Below are 14425 nucleotides of genomic sequence, written 5' to 3' on the forward strand. Positions count from 1 at the left end.
CCAAGGGGTTCGCCATGAACGTCGGCCCGTGCATCAATGCCGCGCCGGGATCGTCGCTGTAGAACGAATCGAACACGTGCGACCGAGCAATCGTGACCGCCATTGACATCGTCCCCGCCGTCAACGCTTTGCCGAGACACAAGATGTCAGGCACAACCGGTGAAGGCAGATCCGCGGTGTGATCGACCGCGAACATTTTGCCGGTACGTTGAAACCCGGTTGCAATCTCATCGGCGATCAACAACAAATCGTGCCGCCTGCAAGCATCGCGAATTCGGGTGAGTGTGTTGACATCATGGAATCGCATCCCGCCCGCACCTTGCACCAAAGGCTCGACGAACACACCTGCGATCGAATCCGAATGTTCCGCAAGCACGCGGTCCAGGTTCGTCTCGGTCGTTTCATCCCGTGGAAGCGGCACATGAAATTGCTGCGTGATCGCTCCGCTGTAGCGAGCATGCATGCTGCGTTGAGGATCGCACAGCGACATCGCACCGGTGGTGTCACCGTGGTAGGCGTTTTCAAAAGCCAAGAACCGAGTGCGACCGGGGCGATCGTGACGACGCCAATGGCCAATGGCCATCTTCATCGCAACCTCCACCGCGACGGACCCGCTGTCCGAGAAGAACACGTGGTTCAAATCATCAGGAGCCACCTCGGCCAGTCGACTTGCCAAACGTTCGGCCGGATCGTGCGTGATCCCACCAAACATCACATGAGGCATTCGCTGCAACTGCGCCGTCACCGCTTCGCGAACGTGCGGATGGTTGTAGCCGTGGCAAGCAGACCACCACGATGCCATTCCATCGATCCAGCGTTCACCGTTTTTGCCGATCAGATGACAGCCTTCCGTCGCGACGATTTTCATCGGCGGAGGAGCGGTCTTCATCTGGCAATACGGCCGCCACACGCTGTTCATCATGCTTTCTCGCAACAGTCCGCTTCGTGCATCACGGGTGAATTCCGTGACCACTCGTCGTGATCTTAAGATGCTCGCAGTTTGGCGGCTTCTTCCTCGAGCGATTTAATTTCGTCTTCGAGTTCCTTCAGCTCTTCCAAATCATCGGCCTGCTCTTTGGAACCAGCCAGTCGCGGACGCAATGTCTGCAGCTTTTTGTTGATGACGTCCAAACGCTTCTTCGCCTTCTTGTCCATGGTTTCTCCTGCGGGGCAATCAAAATTCCAGCAAGGCGACAATGAAGTGAACAACCAAGACATACAAGGTCGTCCAAAGTACCGTCGCGGTGATGCAATGACTGACATCACCGGCTGAATGCTTGGGGGTAATCCCTTGATGGTAACCAATCGCCGCGGTGCCGAAACCACAAAGCAAGTTCTTTGCGAGCACCCAATCCCAACCTTTCCACCATGTAATGATGGATCCGCCGGTCGTATCGGGCGTGATGGCACGAAAGAAGTGTTGCTGCCAGAAATGAACGCCAATTTCCGGATGCGAGAAATTGAACGTCACCCGGCTGATCCAGTGCGACGCGGTGAAAGCGATCCATTCCAAAATGGGAGTCGCGATCAAGAACGCCGCCAAAATCGGAATCAACAAATAAGCTGGGGCTCGAATCCCAAGCGTTCGAAACGCGTCAACTTGGCCGCCATACTGTTTGACACCCACGTCAGCGGCCACCGCGGCACCACACCGAGCCGCGATTAAAACGGTCGCCAAGACTGGCACCAAAATCCGGTAGAGCGCAAACCCGATCGAAGAAAGTAATTCGTCAATCAACAAAGGCTGAGTGTACAAACGAAACGGCAAGAAACGCAGCGTGAAGTAGGTCGTCGTGAACCCAGCAATCAAGCCGGCGATGATCAAGTAAACCCACGCCGAAGGCCCGCCGACCAAGCGCAGATAGTGAGCCAAGAACCGCCCCGCCCACTTCATTCGCGGCACGACCGGCCGTGCATCCCAAGGAAGTCTAGCTGCCGCGACCAAGCTGCGTCCGGTTGAATCGAGAAAACGCTCCGCACCACGACGCAGCATCGCAAGCGGTCCGGATGAGTGCTGCGATCCCGCGTCATTCAATTGGGAAGGAGACAGAGCGACCGCCTCCATTTGCTCGGCCACATTGGGCCAATCTGCTCGTTCAATTCGGCGGATCGTCTGCGCCGCCGAATCAAACAACAAAACTTCGTCAGCGATCGGCAGCAATGTTTCGTAATCATGGGTGACAACGATGCTGGTTCGACCAAACCGCGTTTGCGTTTCGCGAATCAGTTCGGCGACGCGTTTCCCGGTTGCCGCATCTAAACCGGAGGTTGGTTCATCGTAGAGAATGATCTCAGGCGCCGACGCCAACGTGCGAGCGATCGCCAATCGCTGCTTTTGACCACCGCTCAGAGCCGCGACCGGCGTCGAGGCGGGAACACCGAGAAACTCAAGCCAATCCGAGGCACTGTGTTGAGGTTCGCCATCTCGATCGGCACGATGATCAATCGCGAATTGCACATTCGCGGTCGGCGACAGTTCATCGAACAAGGCGAATTGCTGGAACACGATCCCGGTTCGCGGCATCGATTCGGAATCAATCGCTTCGCCGCGCCAGTGGATGTCACCGCTCCACTGAATCGCATCGCCGTGTCGCGGCAAGATCCCCGCCAAGACTCGCAGCAGAACACTTTTGCCCGCACCACTGCCGCCGACCAGCACCGTGATCTTTCCGTCCGGAAACGCCAGATGGGCATCCCGCAGAAGGTTTCGCTTGCCGGCCGACACGCACAAGCGATCCAGGGTCAACGCGTCAGACAATGTGAACCGCCAATTTCATGACTCCGATGCAAAAGTGTTTCCAACCCGGCGTGTCGCTCGGCGAATCCGACTGCTGCGAGTCCCACAAAACGACGGCGATGAGTTTACCGGGATCATCCGGGGATGACACCAGACCGCGGCAGGCGAACTTGGCGAACACGCATCTGACCGGGTAAGCTTCCCTTTTGCTTCGCTCTCATCTCATCTCCATACGATCGCCGTGGCCAAACGTCCCGTTCAATCTGGTTCCAAACCCAAGTCCGCTCCCTGGTACGCGGACGGATTGCGTTTCGAGTGCACCCAGTGCGGGGAATGCTGCAGCGGCGACCCCGGTTATGTCTTCGTCGATGAGAACGAAATCGCGGATTTGGCAAAAGAAATGAAGCTCGATCGCTACGCGTTTGAAGATAAATTTTTGCGCCGCGTCGGAAAGCAGTTCAGCTTGCTGGAATATCCCGACGGAGACTGCATTTTCCTGGACCCGAAGTCGCGACGCTGTATGGTTTACAACGCCCGACCGATTCAGTGCCGAACGTGGCCGTTCTGGGACAGCACGCTGGCTGGGCCCACCGATTGGGCGGAAACCTGCGAGGTCTGCCCGGGGGCCGGAAAAGGACAACTGTACAGTTTTGATGAAATCGAAATTCGACGCAAAGAAAAGTCGGTTTGATTGAAGTGTAACGGTTATGACGGTCGATACGGTTCTACGTGGACCGTTCTACGCTCGCCCCGGCGGCTTGACCGGCCCCACATTGAAACCTAAGCTGTCTCTGTAAGTCCACCAATCACAATGGTTTACGGAGCCATCCGGGGTGACAAAGAAAGAAATCGTGCGCGTCATTTCCGAAGAACTCGGGCTGACTCAGCAGGAAACCAAAGAGGTCGTGCAGCGGACGTTTGACTCGATCGTCGAAACCTTGGTGCGGGAAGGCCGCATTGAACTGAGGAACTTCGGCGTGTTTGAAGTCAAACCGCGAGCTGCTCGAAAAGCACGCAATCCAAAGACGGGACAACAAGTCGACGTGCCCGAAAAGTACGTCGTCACGTTCAAACCCGGCAAGGTGATGGAACAACGCGTCCGGCAGCTGTCCAGCGACAACCTGCCTGACACCTGGGTCATGCCACTGGATCACGTGCCTCAGGAGGGTTCTGCCGAGCGTCCGAACGAAACCGACGACCCGAACCGTCCGCCAAAAAGCCCCCCCAACAGCCCGTCGGGCAGTTGGCAATAGAACGCACCGACAAGTTCACGGAGGAACTGACGATGAAGAGCTCACAAACAACCGCGAAAACTGATTCCGCAGCCCGTCACGGCCAACGATCCGTCATGAGCCGTTTGGTTCTGGGATGCGTTCTGATGGCCGGCCTTGCCACCTCCGTTGGCTGCTTCGTGCCGATCTACTCGAGCCGCCCAGAACGCCGTGTGCAGCAATTGCTCTACACCTCGGAAGACTTGCGTTCATTGGTCGACGAATGGGAACGCTTCTGGTTCCTCGATTCGCCTTCGCACATGACCCCCATCCGTACTCACGGCGGCGTGCTCTAGGGCATCCTGATGTCTTTGCCAGGCGAAGTTCATTTCGAACTTTGCCTCTGATTCATCGCCCTAAATGTCTCACCGGCATTTGGGTTTCGAAAAGAACCTAACTGGACACCGACACCGCCGGCTGCATCCGCCGGATGAAGTGTCGGCCCGGCCAGTCCAACAGGTGTCTTTCCCATCCCGCTCGTTTTAAATGACGGTCGGTGATCCGGGAATTGCTCACGTGCGCGACAATGGCGTACGACTTCCGCAGCCTCGCAATTTCGTCGAGCACCTGAAACGCTCCGATTGCGGTCGCATACCGAGTTGCATCGCCGCTGCGCACATAGTCCAGCGTCACAAATGCACTCATCCCGCGAGGCACGTAGTAGTCGAGACAACAAACGTCTCCTTCCAACGCTGCAAATTTGGCTTGCCACCAAACCTGGGCCACCGAGACCGGGCTACGCAGCCAGTGTTGCTCGATTCGTTCCAGTTGCCCTTCGCGCATCACAATCCGCCCGCAACGAATTCGCGAAATCGCGTTCTCGTTGGAATCGAGCTGGGAGAACGAACGGCGAATCCACATGGCGAGCGATTTCAAATGATGAGCGACTCGGAATCACGTCCTGGACACACGAGTGTCCGACCAGCAACAATCCAAGAGTGGGATAGGCTTCCAGCCTTTCGTTTGCAGACTGTTGATTTAGCCGTATACCGAATGAGAACAATTAGCCGATGGGCGTTAGCCCCGGTTGGCGTCTGATCAACCGCCGCTAACGCCGTGCGGCTCATTCAATCAATAGCCCGTTTGCGTTGGGTATGAGTCAGGCAAAAGACAGGCTGAAAGCCTATCCCACATGGCTGCACGAGAGTCCAATCAAACATAGCATGCGGATCCAGTTGTTCCGCTTGAATGCCATCCCCACCACGTTGCTGAGCCCACGATGCCCAACGAACCAGCCGCACATCCCGAACAAGCCAACCCGGCGGATCGCGAAATGGACGAAGCGGCGTCTGCCGGATCACAGCGAGCGTCAAAACCCAAACCGACCATCCGTCACCGCGTCCTTCGCACCACGGGTTTGTTGGCGATCATTTATGTCGGTGTATGCGTGGGACTGGTCGTGATGGAAACACGGTTGCTCTTCCCCGGTGCATACATGGAAAAGAGCATCTTGATGGATCCAAACCGTTTCGAACCCGATCGCCCCACGCCGGGAACGGTGGAGACGATCACCTATGCCGCGGTCGATGGATCTGACTTAGAAGGCCGCTTGCTGATCCGTGATGGGGCGGAAGACGTGATCCTATTTTTGCATGGCAACGGGATACACGCTGACGAGATGGATGGATGGACTCGCCGATTGTCTGACAGCTGGAACGCCACCGTCCTGACGGCCGAATACCGAGGCTTCCAGGCCGAGGGATTCACTCCCACTGAAACCAGCACCATCGAAGATGCGGTCAGTGCAATCGACACGCTCTCAGAAACCACAAACACGCCCATCTCGAACATCATGGTTTACGGCCGATCGCTCGGCGGCGGTGTCGCTTGCGGATTGATCGCTGCTCTACACGAACGAGGTGATTCGGTCGAAGCACTGTGTCTCGACCGCACCTTTGACAGTGCCGCCAGTGTTGGAGCGGACCGATTCTTTTTCTTGCCTGTTCGCTGGCTGATGAAAAACCAATACGACAGCGTGCAAGCACTCGCGAATTTCGACGGAGCGTTACTGCAAATCCATGGCTCTCCCGATCGCATTGTCCCTCGGAAGAACGGCCGAGCCCTCTACGATTCGCTGGCGTTGGAACACCGTGATTGGATCGAACTACCAAACATGTTCCACAACGACCGCTTGCCAACCAAGACGCTTGACGTTGCCGGCCAGAAACTCAAAGCCCTTCGAGACGAAGCGTTTCCTAAAGCGGAGATGGAGGCGTCGGAAACTTCACCCGCCGCTGAATAGACGCACCGCGTCCGCCGCTTCTTCGTGGCTCATCTCGTCGGCTGCACGCGTACTTGGGTCCACGCAACAAGTCCGCAAGACATCCGGCGGAATGCTGCCCAAACCTCGATGGCGAAAACGTTCGTAGTCGAACATGCCCGCCTCGGTCAGTTTGGCCTCCATCCGCCGCGCGTGATCTGGATTGGATGCAACCAACGTTCGTGTTTGCACGCCAGTCTGCCCCGGAGTGGTGCCGCGAATGCGAAACAGAAACATTGGTGGCCGAACCACGCACACGCGTCGCTCCTTGAACAATTGGGGCGCAAAACGGAGCAGAAAACCGAGCACCAAGACGCCGCAATGAATGCCGTCCGCATCCGGATCCATCAAGACAACCAGCTTGGCATAGCGACACTGATCTGCCTTCCTTAAAGCTTCGATCCAGTCTTGGCTTGGGGAAAGCTTTTGGTCCAACAGCGTGGATGCGAACCGAATCAAAACCTCGTTGCGAAGCGCAACCGATCGGCTTGCTTTGGCAACGTTCATCGGCTTGCCTTGCAACGCCAGGATCGATTGCCGCGTCGGGTCTCGAACCTGATTGACCGACTTCGCCGCACTGTCACCCTCAACGATCAACAGCTCCGTTTGATCGGGCGTCACACCCGTCCGAGCCGGATCATCGATCGGATAGTGCACCGGTGCTTTGCCGTAAGGTGCAAAGTACCGTCCGCTCACGACACCGTAACGGCCAACGCCCGAATATCCGCGATCAACTCACGCATCGATTGATAACGATCTGCCGGTCGTTTCGCGATTGCTTTCATGACCACCGCATCGACTTCTTTGGGAATTTCGTACTGCGGCGACTTCTCGCTCGGTGGCGGCACATCGGCATGCTTGATGTTGTCGAACGTCTCGTCGATCGTTTTACCGCGGAATGGTTCACGAATCGCAAGCGACTCATAAAGCACAACTCCTGCGCTGAAGATATCGGTCCGTTCGTCGATGCCGCGATTCCCGTTGACTTGTTCTGGCGACATGTAGAGCGGCGTGCCTGGACGCTGGCCGCCACCGGTCAACGTTTGCAATTGGGTCTCGGTCTTCGTTTCGTGGTCTGGCTGCATGTGCTGGCGGTGAAGCGTCTGGGCATCATCCGCATGCCCCCAAACCTTGGCGACGCCCCAATCGAGCAAGATGACTTCGCCGAAGTTACCGACCCAGATATTTTCGGGCTTCACATCACGGTGAATCACGCCGCGAGCGTGTGCGTAGGCGAGGGCTTGGCAAGCATCCGCGACGATTTCCAACCGTCGCTGCAGCGGAAATGCCGCGACCGCGCGTTCGTCCTTGCGAGCAATTCGCTTCAACGACTCAAACAGGTTTTCACCCGAGATTCGCTTCATCGTGAAGTAAACGCCTTGCAGATCATCGTCGCCGATTTCGTAAACCGGCACGGTGTTGGGATGCTGCAATTGGGCCGTCACGCGAGCCTCTCGAAGCAAACGCCGACGCTCGTAACGATCCGTTCGAATTTCCGGCAGCAGTTTTTTGATCGCCACGGTGCGACCAATCACCGAGTCGACACCGGCCTGCAAAACCGCGGTGGCACCCCGCGCCATTTCATGCAAACCCGTGTATCGCTTCAGCCCGTGCGGCGGTGGCGAGGGGATGTCGTTGTCAGTGCCAGCCAGAATGATGGTCGATTCGTTGTTCATCCTTGAATTGTATCGTGCTCATGCCACGCCCGACCACTGGCCAAGGTGTCGTCAAAAGCAACTCATCAAGTTTTCATCAACTCGCATCCAGCTTGCCACAAAGCGACACTGCCACCGCAGGAAAACGATCTTCCGGCTACTCGGGATCGCTCAAGATACACCGTCAACGAACACGAACCGACTGGGCCGGATCGAGTATCCTCGAAGTGACATTGGCGAATGGCCCACAACGCCGTCCTCGCCAATTTTTCAACTCTTGTCTCCCAAGCTGAACCGAGCCGATGACTCAATCGATTCCACCGGAAAGCCCCCAAACACCGGACGGCAAACCGCCTTCGGACGACGACGCGACATTGGTCACCGTGGCGGAACGTCCGACCGAGCCCGCCGCAACGATGTTGGTCAACATCCTCGCCGACGCTGGCATCAAAGCCGTCGCTGTGGGTGGCTTCACGGCGGGCTTCGTCGCGGAAGCGCCAGGATGGGTCCAAGTCAAAACATTCGAACGAGACGCCAAGAAAGCCCGCGAGATCATCGCCCAAATCAAGATAGAACCACACGATTTCTAAGCTGCCAGGGATTTCTAGGCGGCCAGGAACCTGAGCAACCACAGGCATCCAGCACCCATCAGCCGCTGGGCGTTAGCCACGGTTCCCACAACCCACAACACGAATGCCCCTGCTCCTTCTATCAAGATGCTCCCGACCACCAACCCAACGGATTCAATGCCCCAACGACAATTGATTCACTGCCTCGTCTTCATCTGCCTGATCCATTGTCTTTTCAGCGTTGACCAATCCGCACGAGCACAAACGTCAAAGGTTCGTTTGCCGATCCAGTCCACGATTGATCAGGTTCAACCGATGACCGGTGTCGTCCTGTGGCACGACCATGACAAAGCCGCCACCGATGCGATCTCATTGGAGTTTCGATACTGCGGATACGACGAGGTGGCCGTGGCCCCAGGAAAATGGGACTTTTCAAAGGTCGAAGAAATCCTCGACGACATCGCGTCGCGGTCACACCAAGCCGTTCTGCGTTTCCGGTTTGTGTACCCCGGCAAGACCACAACGGTCCCCGCATTCATTCGCAATTCCGACGGATACAACGAGACAATCGCCAAGAGCGAAGGCAAGAAAACTCATTTCTGCGATTGGTCCAGCGGCGAACTGCAGCAATTCACATTGGACTTCTACACCGAGTTCGCCAAACGATACGACTCCGACCCGCGCATCGCGTACCTGCAAACCGGATTCGGGTTGTGGTCGGAATACCACATCTATGACGGCCCGATGGAACTCGGCAAAACGTTTCCGTCGGCAGAGTACCAATCCAAATTCCTGCGTCATCTCGACCAGCAGTTTGATTCGCTTCCGTGGATGATCAGCATTGATGCGGCGGACGATGAGTTCACTCCCATCGCCGCCGACGACTCCCTTCTGGCCCTCGACTTCGGCTTGTTCGACGATTCCTTTCTTTCCAAATCGCATTCCAAATGGAACGCGAAGAATTGGGCCGCGATGGGTGATGACCGCTGGAAACGGACCGCGGGCGGTGGCGAATTCAGCTACTACAACCGACGCGACCAAAAGCTGGCTTTAGCCGAATCCGGCCCCAATGGCGTCTCGGTGGAAGAATCCAGCCGCGAATTCCATGTCTCGTTCATGATCGGAAATGACCAACCCGAGTTTCAGCCCATGGAACGCATCCGTGAGGCTGGGATGGCCATGGGTTACCGATTTCGCGTGACTGACGCTGTCCTCGTGAAAGCGGACTCGAGCTCGACAATCGGGTTGAAAGTCACCAACGAAGGCGTCGCGCCGCTCTATCGCGACGCCTTTTTCGCGGTCCGTGGCCAACATTCTCAGCAAACCCTTCGAGGCCTTTTGCCCGGTGAAACGAGGATATTCACGGTCAAAAACGTCGGCGGACCGGTCAGTGGGAGTGACATCCGAATCGAAAGCGATGCAATCTTGCCCAATCAGGCCATCCAATTTTTTGCGGATCTGAAATAGACTGTGGCGACAACGAGGTTGAGCGAACTTTCACAACGTCTTTCGCAGACCTCATCCCGATGCCGCTTTCTTCTGAAATCCTTTCATGCCGCTGACCAGCGTTTCGACCACCGTTGATGAAACCAACGAGGGACGTGTCGACATCATCGTCCGAGAACTCTCCGAAACCTCCCGCAGCCAAGCTCGCGGGATGATCGATCACGGATGCGTGATGATCAACGGCTCGCCATGCAAGAGCGTTGGAACGACGGTCAAACCCGGCGATCTCGTCGCCATTCGATACGACAAGCATCAACGCTATCGAGAGAAAAAGCGTCAGTGGGATGATCGCACATTCGAAATTGTGTTCGAGGACGACCACATCATCGTTGTCAATAAATCGGCGGGCACGCTGACCGTCCCGACGGATCGCGGTGAACCCAACAGTCTCGTCGATCGAGTCTCGATCTACTTGAGCTATTCCAAATCGAAGAAGGAAGCGTTCGTCGTTCATCGCCTGGATCGCGAAACATCGGGCTTGCTCGTCTTTGGCAAACATGAGCCGATCGCAGATTTGCTGATCGAGCAGTTCAAGGACCGTCGCCCGACACGAGTCTTCCACGCGATCGTGGCTGGAAACGTTGCGGAAGACGAAGGCACGTTCGAATCGCACCTGGCCACCGGCAGCAACCTGGATCGTTACGAAACCCGGCCGGGCAAAGACACCGACCAAGCCATCACGCATTACAAGGTCGTGCGTCGCTTGGCGGAACGAGAATCCAGTCACGGCGATGACACGACGCTGATCGAAGCCCAGTTGGAAACCAGCAAGCGAAACCAAGTTCGCGTGCAGTTTGCCAACGCGGGTCATCCGGTTCTCGGCGACCCACGCTACAAACCCAAAGAAGCAACGCACGCACGTTGGCATCGCAAGCGAATGGCATTGCACGCTAGCACGCTGGGGTTCTTTCATCCCGTTTCTGGCGAACCGGTCAACTTTGACACGCCACTTCCCAGTGCGATGGAAAAGTTTGTGGCCGGAGCACGTGGTCGCAGCGATCGCAAAGCGTAATCGCAACACACTGGCAGCCCGTCCCGCTGCCGCGTCACTCACCGGTAGCTTTCCCACCGGGTGTGTCGAAATCCTCGCTGTTCGTTAAACTCGCCTGACAAAAGCCGAAGCAATTCGCCGGCTTCCCGCAGGAACGCAGAACTCGAGTGACCGATGATGAAACCGTGGCGCATCGCTGGAATCAATTTTTCACACATGCACATGGGGGATCTGCTTCGGCAAGTCACCGAGCACACCGATTGTGAGCTGGTCGGAATTTGCGACGCCGATCCCAAAGCAATGCAACCAACCATTGATGCGTTGAACGTCCCCGCGGACAACGTTTTCACTGACGAACTGGAATGCGTCAAAACCACCAAACCGGATCTGGTGATCCTCTGCCCGCCCACCGGCGAACACGCGGACTGGGTTGAACGCATCGCTCCGCTGGACGTGCATCTGCTGGTCGAAAAGCCGTTCGCCGCATCGCTGGCCGATGCCGATCGCATGATCAATGCGATGCGTCCCACCGGAAAGCAATTGATCATCAATTGGCCCGCTCGATGGGATCGAGCCCACTACGCGACGTGGTGTTTGATCAACGACAACACAATCGGGGATGTGATTGAAGTGCATCATTACGGCGGCAACCGCGGGCCCCTTTACCACGGTGCCGACAAGATCGAGATCGAACCGACCGCGGAAGAGAAACAAAACAGTTGGTGGTACAGCCTCGAAGCCGGAGGCGGTTCGCTCCGTGATTACCTCGGTTACGGCGTCACAATGGGAACTTGGTTCAACGGTGGCAAGAAACCGATCGATGTGACTTGCGTGACCACCGGGACAAAGGGCCTGGAAGTCGACGAACACAGCATCACGATCGCACGCTACGCCGATGGCATGTCCAAATTTGAAACACGCTGGGGCACCTTCACCGATCCGTGGGTCCATCAACCGCAACCGAAATGCGGTTACGTCGTTCGCGGCACGCACGGAACAATTGCCAGCTACGACTACGCAGAAACCCTTCGCGTCCAAACGAACGAGCGACCGGAGGGCTACGATCATCCAATCGCTGATCTCCCAGCGGGCGAGGCCAACGGCATCGAATACACGCTTTCGCGGCTCAACCAAGACCTGCCCGTCGAAGGCCCGCTTTCACCCACCGTTGCTCGAATCGGCCAGCAAATCATCGAAACCGCGATTCAAAGTGCCGCTCAACAGCGAACACTCCCGTTGATTGATCGTTAAACCAATGCGTCCTCCGCGCAGTAGTCAGAAAGCGTGGACTACGGTCTCTCACAACGCCCTTTAAAACGCGGACTTCAAATGCAACGGGGCGTTTTCGAAGGCCTTACTCGGATACGTTCAGCCGACGATCGGTTCGTTGAAATAGTAGCAAAGTCCATCCGGGGCAACGACAAAGAACACATTGAACTTCTCGCCGTCGCGTTCATCCACGCGAATGCTTGCGACATCAATGCCATTGGATTCCAGCTCACGTCTGATTCCATTGATATCACTGACGCGAATCGCTGCGCCCTCTTGAGCCGGGTCACCGTCATTGATCGCGAAACCAATTCGAACACCATCGCGTTCAAGGATCACAGCCGGGTTTGGCGTGGCAACGCGCTCAACTTCGGTCATTGCAAAATGTTTGCAATACCAATCGGACGCAGCGTCCAAATCGGCGACCGGCAAAGCGAGAACATCATCCTTGTAAGGCGATGCGGATTGAAACGAAGGTTTGGACATGACTGTTCTGCTTTCTGAGAAACCGCCCTCCACAACGGAAGACTCCTACTTCACCGCCCTGAAAAAAGCGAACGATGCATGAACTGCTGGAAATTGCACCAATGCCAGCGATCGTCGCCAAACGATGAAGGTCTGCCGAAGGCCCCAGCGTAAAATCCATATTGTGCGGCCGGAGAGTTACGCAATCAACTGGCGTACCGCCATGGCAATGTACGCAACCGACCAGATGAGCATGGGAAGCAGGATGAAGCCCCCAAGTCCGATTGCACTAAGAATTAGTGCGGCAACGGAAAACGCAATCGCAACCCAAGGCAGGTCGAACCCGAGGGCGATGGGAGACGCGAGAATGTTGAGATATGGCCAAAAAGTCGCGACGTCGAGAAAACGCGCGGCCAGCGCTTCGGATTTTTGGGGCGTGCGATCGTTGGGAGGTGCTGAGTTCAAATTTTTGATTAGGCCGCACAACGGAAGGTTTTTACGACACCGCCGTTACCGAAGCGGTGGAGTTTGAATCACAAAATATTGTACCAATGCGAGCGCCCGTTGCCTACGAACGAAGGTGTGCCCGAAGGGCCTAGCGTAAAACCCATGTTGGGCGAACAACTAGACGGTGGGAAAGGTCTCCAAAGCAGCTTCGACGTGACGACGATCGTAGTCCGATTCAGCGATAGATTTGACCGTCAATAGTCGTTTAACCATCGCGTGAGCAGTGGGAGTTCGCAGCACTGGGTGGCGCACAATGGCATCCAGCACCAGAGTTTTTATATAGATCGAACGGTCGCGTAGTCCACCCAGAATAAAGTCGCGGAATACGGTCGCGTCAGCGGTGATCGCGGCATTTACAACGATGTAGCGTTTGCGAACGGGGATCGTTTTGAGCTCGCGGTTTGCCAATAACTCGGGAACGCGAGAGACAAGCAATGACAGCAAGTTTACGAGGTATATGCCGTGCGCGTCTCGCGGATCCATGCCGTCGGGATAAGCTCCACCATAATCAAGGATAGCGGCAAAGGACTCCTCGGGCGAAGTAGTGAGCGCATCAACGGCAGCGTTTGATTCGGATTCGAGCCAATCGGAGATGTGCTCGGCGAGCGATGGTGCCACTGTTGTTCGCCCAACGGAAGGTTTTTACGACACCGCCCTGAACGAAGCGAACGATGTCTGAACTACATGAAATTGTACCAAGGCCAGCCCGCGTTGCCAAAGTGGGAAGGTGTGCCGGAGGCCCTTGCGTAAAAACCATGTTAGCGGACACCGCGCTCGGGGCGAGTCCACGTTTGGGAATCGCGGTCATATGTTTGATTTTGAGTAAGAGCGATTTTGTGATCGTCCCATGAAATATGACGAATCAACGCGGTCACGGAATCACCAACCGCAGGGTATTCATCCAAATCGTACGGGTGGATGTGGGCGTCAGTGAATTCGGGGACAAGAAGCAGCGCGGCAGCGTCGGAACCGTAGCCGATGTCAAGGAACACGCCGAACGGTCTGCGGCAGATTACTGTGCCGGTCACGGAATTACCCTCCGCAAGCTTGGAGCGTACGCGTTGCCACAGTTCATCGTTGCCCGAATCAGTGGGGATTTGGCCGTCTGAATCTTCGATAGTTTGTGTCCGCCAACGGAAGGTTTTTACGACACCGCCCTAAACGAAGCAAGCGATGCCTGAACTATCGAAGAGGG

The 14425-nt window shown here is 56.3% G+C and carries 18 protein-coding genes; 9 read left to right on the top strand and 9 right to left on the bottom strand.

Translation table 11 applies throughout. The features are described from left to right. From bioA to RE6C_RS04930, 3 genes are all read right to left on the bottom strand, one after another. The coding region (gene bioA, locus RE6C_RS04920) for an adenosylmethionine--8-amino-7-oxononanoate transaminase (RefSeq protein WP_236617949.1) at positions 1 to 889 on the bottom strand (889 nt) is incomplete at its 3' end. 95 nt (positions 890 to 984) lie between these two features. Next, entirely contained in the window at positions 985 to 1155 is a 171-nt protein-coding gene (locus RE6C_RS32400; protein WP_007328828.1) for a hypothetical protein, read from the bottom strand. 19 nt (positions 1156 to 1174) lie between these two features. After that, entirely contained in the window at positions 1175 to 2758 is a 1584-nt protein-coding gene (locus RE6C_RS04930; RefSeq protein ID WP_008654445.1) for an ABC transporter permease, read from the bottom strand. A 220-nt stretch (positions 2759 to 2978) separates the two neighbouring features. Here RE6C_RS04930 and RE6C_RS04940 point away from each other — a divergent pair, with 220 nt between their 5' ends. From RE6C_RS04940 to RE6C_RS04950, 3 genes are all read left to right on the top strand, one after another. Then, a complete protein-coding gene (locus RE6C_RS04940; RefSeq protein WP_008654449.1) occupies positions 2979 to 3428 on the top strand; it encodes a YkgJ family cysteine cluster protein in 450 nt (149 codons plus the stop codon). 142 nt (positions 3429 to 3570) lie between these two features. Next, positions 3571 to 3990 carry an HU family DNA-binding protein gene (locus tag RE6C_RS04945; protein WP_008654451.1) on the top strand — a complete coding sequence of 140 codons (420 nt, stop codon included), beginning with the start codon at positions 3571 to 3573 and terminating at the stop codon, positions 3988 to 3990. Between the two features lie 32 nt (positions 3991 to 4022). Further along, positions 4023 to 4304 (top strand): hypothetical protein, encoded by a 282-nt coding sequence (locus RE6C_RS04950; RefSeq protein WP_008672712.1) that lies wholly within the window; start codon positions 4023 to 4025, stop codon positions 4302 to 4304. A 97-nt stretch (positions 4305 to 4401) separates the two neighbouring features. Here RE6C_RS04950 and RE6C_RS04955 read toward each other — a convergent pair whose 3' ends face one another. After that, a complete protein-coding gene (locus RE6C_RS04955; RefSeq protein WP_039961232.1) occupies positions 4402 to 4869 on the bottom strand; it encodes a hypothetical protein in 468 nt (155 codons plus the stop codon). A gap of 358 nt (positions 4870 to 5227) precedes the next feature. Between RE6C_RS04955 and RE6C_RS04960 the strand changes: the two genes are divergently transcribed. Next, positions 5228 to 6250: an alpha/beta hydrolase gene (locus tag RE6C_RS04960; protein WP_008654457.1), complete on the top strand. Its 1023-nt coding sequence runs from the start codon at positions 5228 to 5230 to the stop codon at positions 6248 to 6250. Here RE6C_RS04960 and RE6C_RS04965 read toward each other — a convergent pair. Then, positions 6233 to 6964: a toprim domain-containing protein gene (locus RE6C_RS04965; RefSeq protein ID WP_008654459.1), complete on the bottom strand. Its 732-nt coding sequence runs from the start codon at positions 6962 to 6964 to the stop codon at positions 6233 to 6235. The genes RE6C_RS04960 and RE6C_RS04965 overlap by 18 nt on opposite strands. Beyond that, complete coding sequence (locus RE6C_RS04970) at positions 6961 to 7944, bottom strand: serine/threonine-protein kinase (protein WP_008654460.1); 984 nt, start codon at positions 7942 to 7944, stop codon at positions 6961 to 6963. Before RE6C_RS04970 ends, RE6C_RS04965 begins: the two co-directional genes overlap by 4 nt. Positions 7945 to 8225: 281 nt before the next feature. Between RE6C_RS04970 and RE6C_RS04980 the strand changes: the two genes are divergently transcribed. The 4 genes from RE6C_RS04980 to RE6C_RS04995 all read left to right on the top strand — a co-directional run bounded on the left by RE6C_RS04980 (position 8226) and on the right by RE6C_RS04995 (position 12240). Next, positions 8226 to 8513, top strand: a complete 288-nt coding sequence (locus RE6C_RS04980) for a putative signal transducing protein (RefSeq protein WP_008654462.1) — start codon at positions 8226 to 8228, stop codon at positions 8511 to 8513. 126 nt (positions 8514 to 8639) lie between these two features. Further along, a complete protein-coding gene (locus RE6C_RS04985) occupies positions 8640 to 9959 on the top strand; it encodes a DUF4832 domain-containing protein (RefSeq protein ID WP_008654463.1) in 1320 nt (439 codons plus the stop codon). A gap of 85 nt (positions 9960 to 10044) precedes the next feature. Beyond that, positions 10045 to 11010: an RluA family pseudouridine synthase gene (locus RE6C_RS04990; protein ID WP_008654464.1), complete on the top strand. Its 966-nt coding sequence runs from the start codon at positions 10045 to 10047 to the stop codon at positions 11008 to 11010. Positions 11011 to 11163: 153 nt separating this feature from the next. Next, positions 11164 to 12240 (top strand): Gfo/Idh/MocA family protein, encoded by a 1077-nt coding sequence (locus tag RE6C_RS04995; protein ID WP_039961233.1) that lies wholly within the window; start codon positions 11164 to 11166, stop codon positions 12238 to 12240. A gap of 117 nt (positions 12241 to 12357) precedes the next feature. Here RE6C_RS04995 and RE6C_RS05000 read toward each other — a convergent pair whose 3' ends face one another. The 3 genes from RE6C_RS05000 to RE6C_RS05010 form a co-directional block, all read right to left on the bottom strand. Further along, a complete protein-coding gene (locus RE6C_RS05000; RefSeq protein WP_008654466.1) occupies positions 12358 to 12744 on the bottom strand; it encodes a VOC family protein in 387 nt (128 codons plus the stop codon). 177 nt (positions 12745 to 12921) lie between these two features. Continuing rightward, positions 12922 to 13188, bottom strand: coding sequence for a hypothetical protein (locus tag RE6C_RS05005; RefSeq protein WP_039961235.1), 267 nt, complete (start codon positions 13186 to 13188; stop codon positions 12922 to 12924). Between the two features lie 159 nt (positions 13189 to 13347). Then, entirely contained in the window at positions 13348 to 13848 is a 501-nt protein-coding gene (locus tag RE6C_RS05010) for a hypothetical protein (RefSeq protein ID WP_039961234.1), read from the bottom strand. 236 nt (positions 13849 to 14084) lie between these two features. Between RE6C_RS05010 and RE6C_RS05015 the strand changes: the two genes are divergently transcribed. After that, positions 14085 to 14339: a hypothetical protein gene (locus RE6C_RS05015; protein ID WP_037254701.1), complete on the top strand. Its 255-nt coding sequence runs from the start codon at positions 14085 to 14087 to the stop codon at positions 14337 to 14339. Positions 14340 to 14425 lie beyond the last annotated feature (86 nt).

The organism is Rhodopirellula europaea 6C (genome assembly GCF_000338295.1).
Lineage (GTDB): Bacteria > Planctomycetota > Planctomycetia > Pirellulales > Pirellulaceae > Rhodopirellula > Rhodopirellula europaea.

Bases quoted from the DNA above. Each gene is read 5' to 3' on its own strand.
- RE6C_RS32400 (WP_007328828.1), bottom strand. From the start codon at position 1,155: ATGGACAAGAAGGCGAAGAAGCGTTTGGACGTCATCAACAAAAAGCTG.
- RE6C_RS04950 (WP_008672712.1), top strand. From the start codon at position 4,023: ATGAAGAGCTCACAAACAACCGCGAAAACTGATTCCGCAGCCCGTCAC.
- RE6C_RS04955 (WP_039961232.1), bottom strand. From the start codon at position 4,869: ATGTGGATTCGCCGTTCGTTCTCCCAGCTCGATTCCAACGAGAACGCG.
- RE6C_RS04960 (WP_008654457.1), top strand. From the start codon at position 5,228: ATGCCCAACGAACCAGCCGCACATCCCGAACAAGCCAACCCGGCGGAT.
- RE6C_RS04970 (WP_008654460.1), bottom strand. From the start codon at position 7,944: ATGAACAACGAATCGACCATCATTCTGGCTGGCACTGACAACGACATC.
- RE6C_RS04980 (WP_008654462.1), top strand. From the start codon at position 8,226: ATGACTCAATCGATTCCACCGGAAAGCCCCCAAACACCGGACGGCAAA.
- RE6C_RS04985 (WP_008654463.1), top strand. From the start codon at position 8,640: ATGCTCCCGACCACCAACCCAACGGATTCAATGCCCCAACGACAATTG.
- RE6C_RS04990 (WP_008654464.1), top strand. From the start codon at position 10,045: ATGCCGCTGACCAGCGTTTCGACCACCGTTGATGAAACCAACGAGGGA.
- RE6C_RS04995 (WP_039961233.1), top strand. From the start codon at position 11,164: ATGATGAAACCGTGGCGCATCGCTGGAATCAATTTTTCACACATGCAC.
- RE6C_RS05000 (WP_008654466.1), bottom strand. From the start codon at position 12,744: ATGTCCAAACCTTCGTTTCAATCCGCATCGCCTTACAAGGATGATGTT.
- RE6C_RS05015 (WP_037254701.1), top strand. From the start codon at position 14,085: ATGACGAATCAACGCGGTCACGGAATCACCAACCGCAGGGTATTCATC.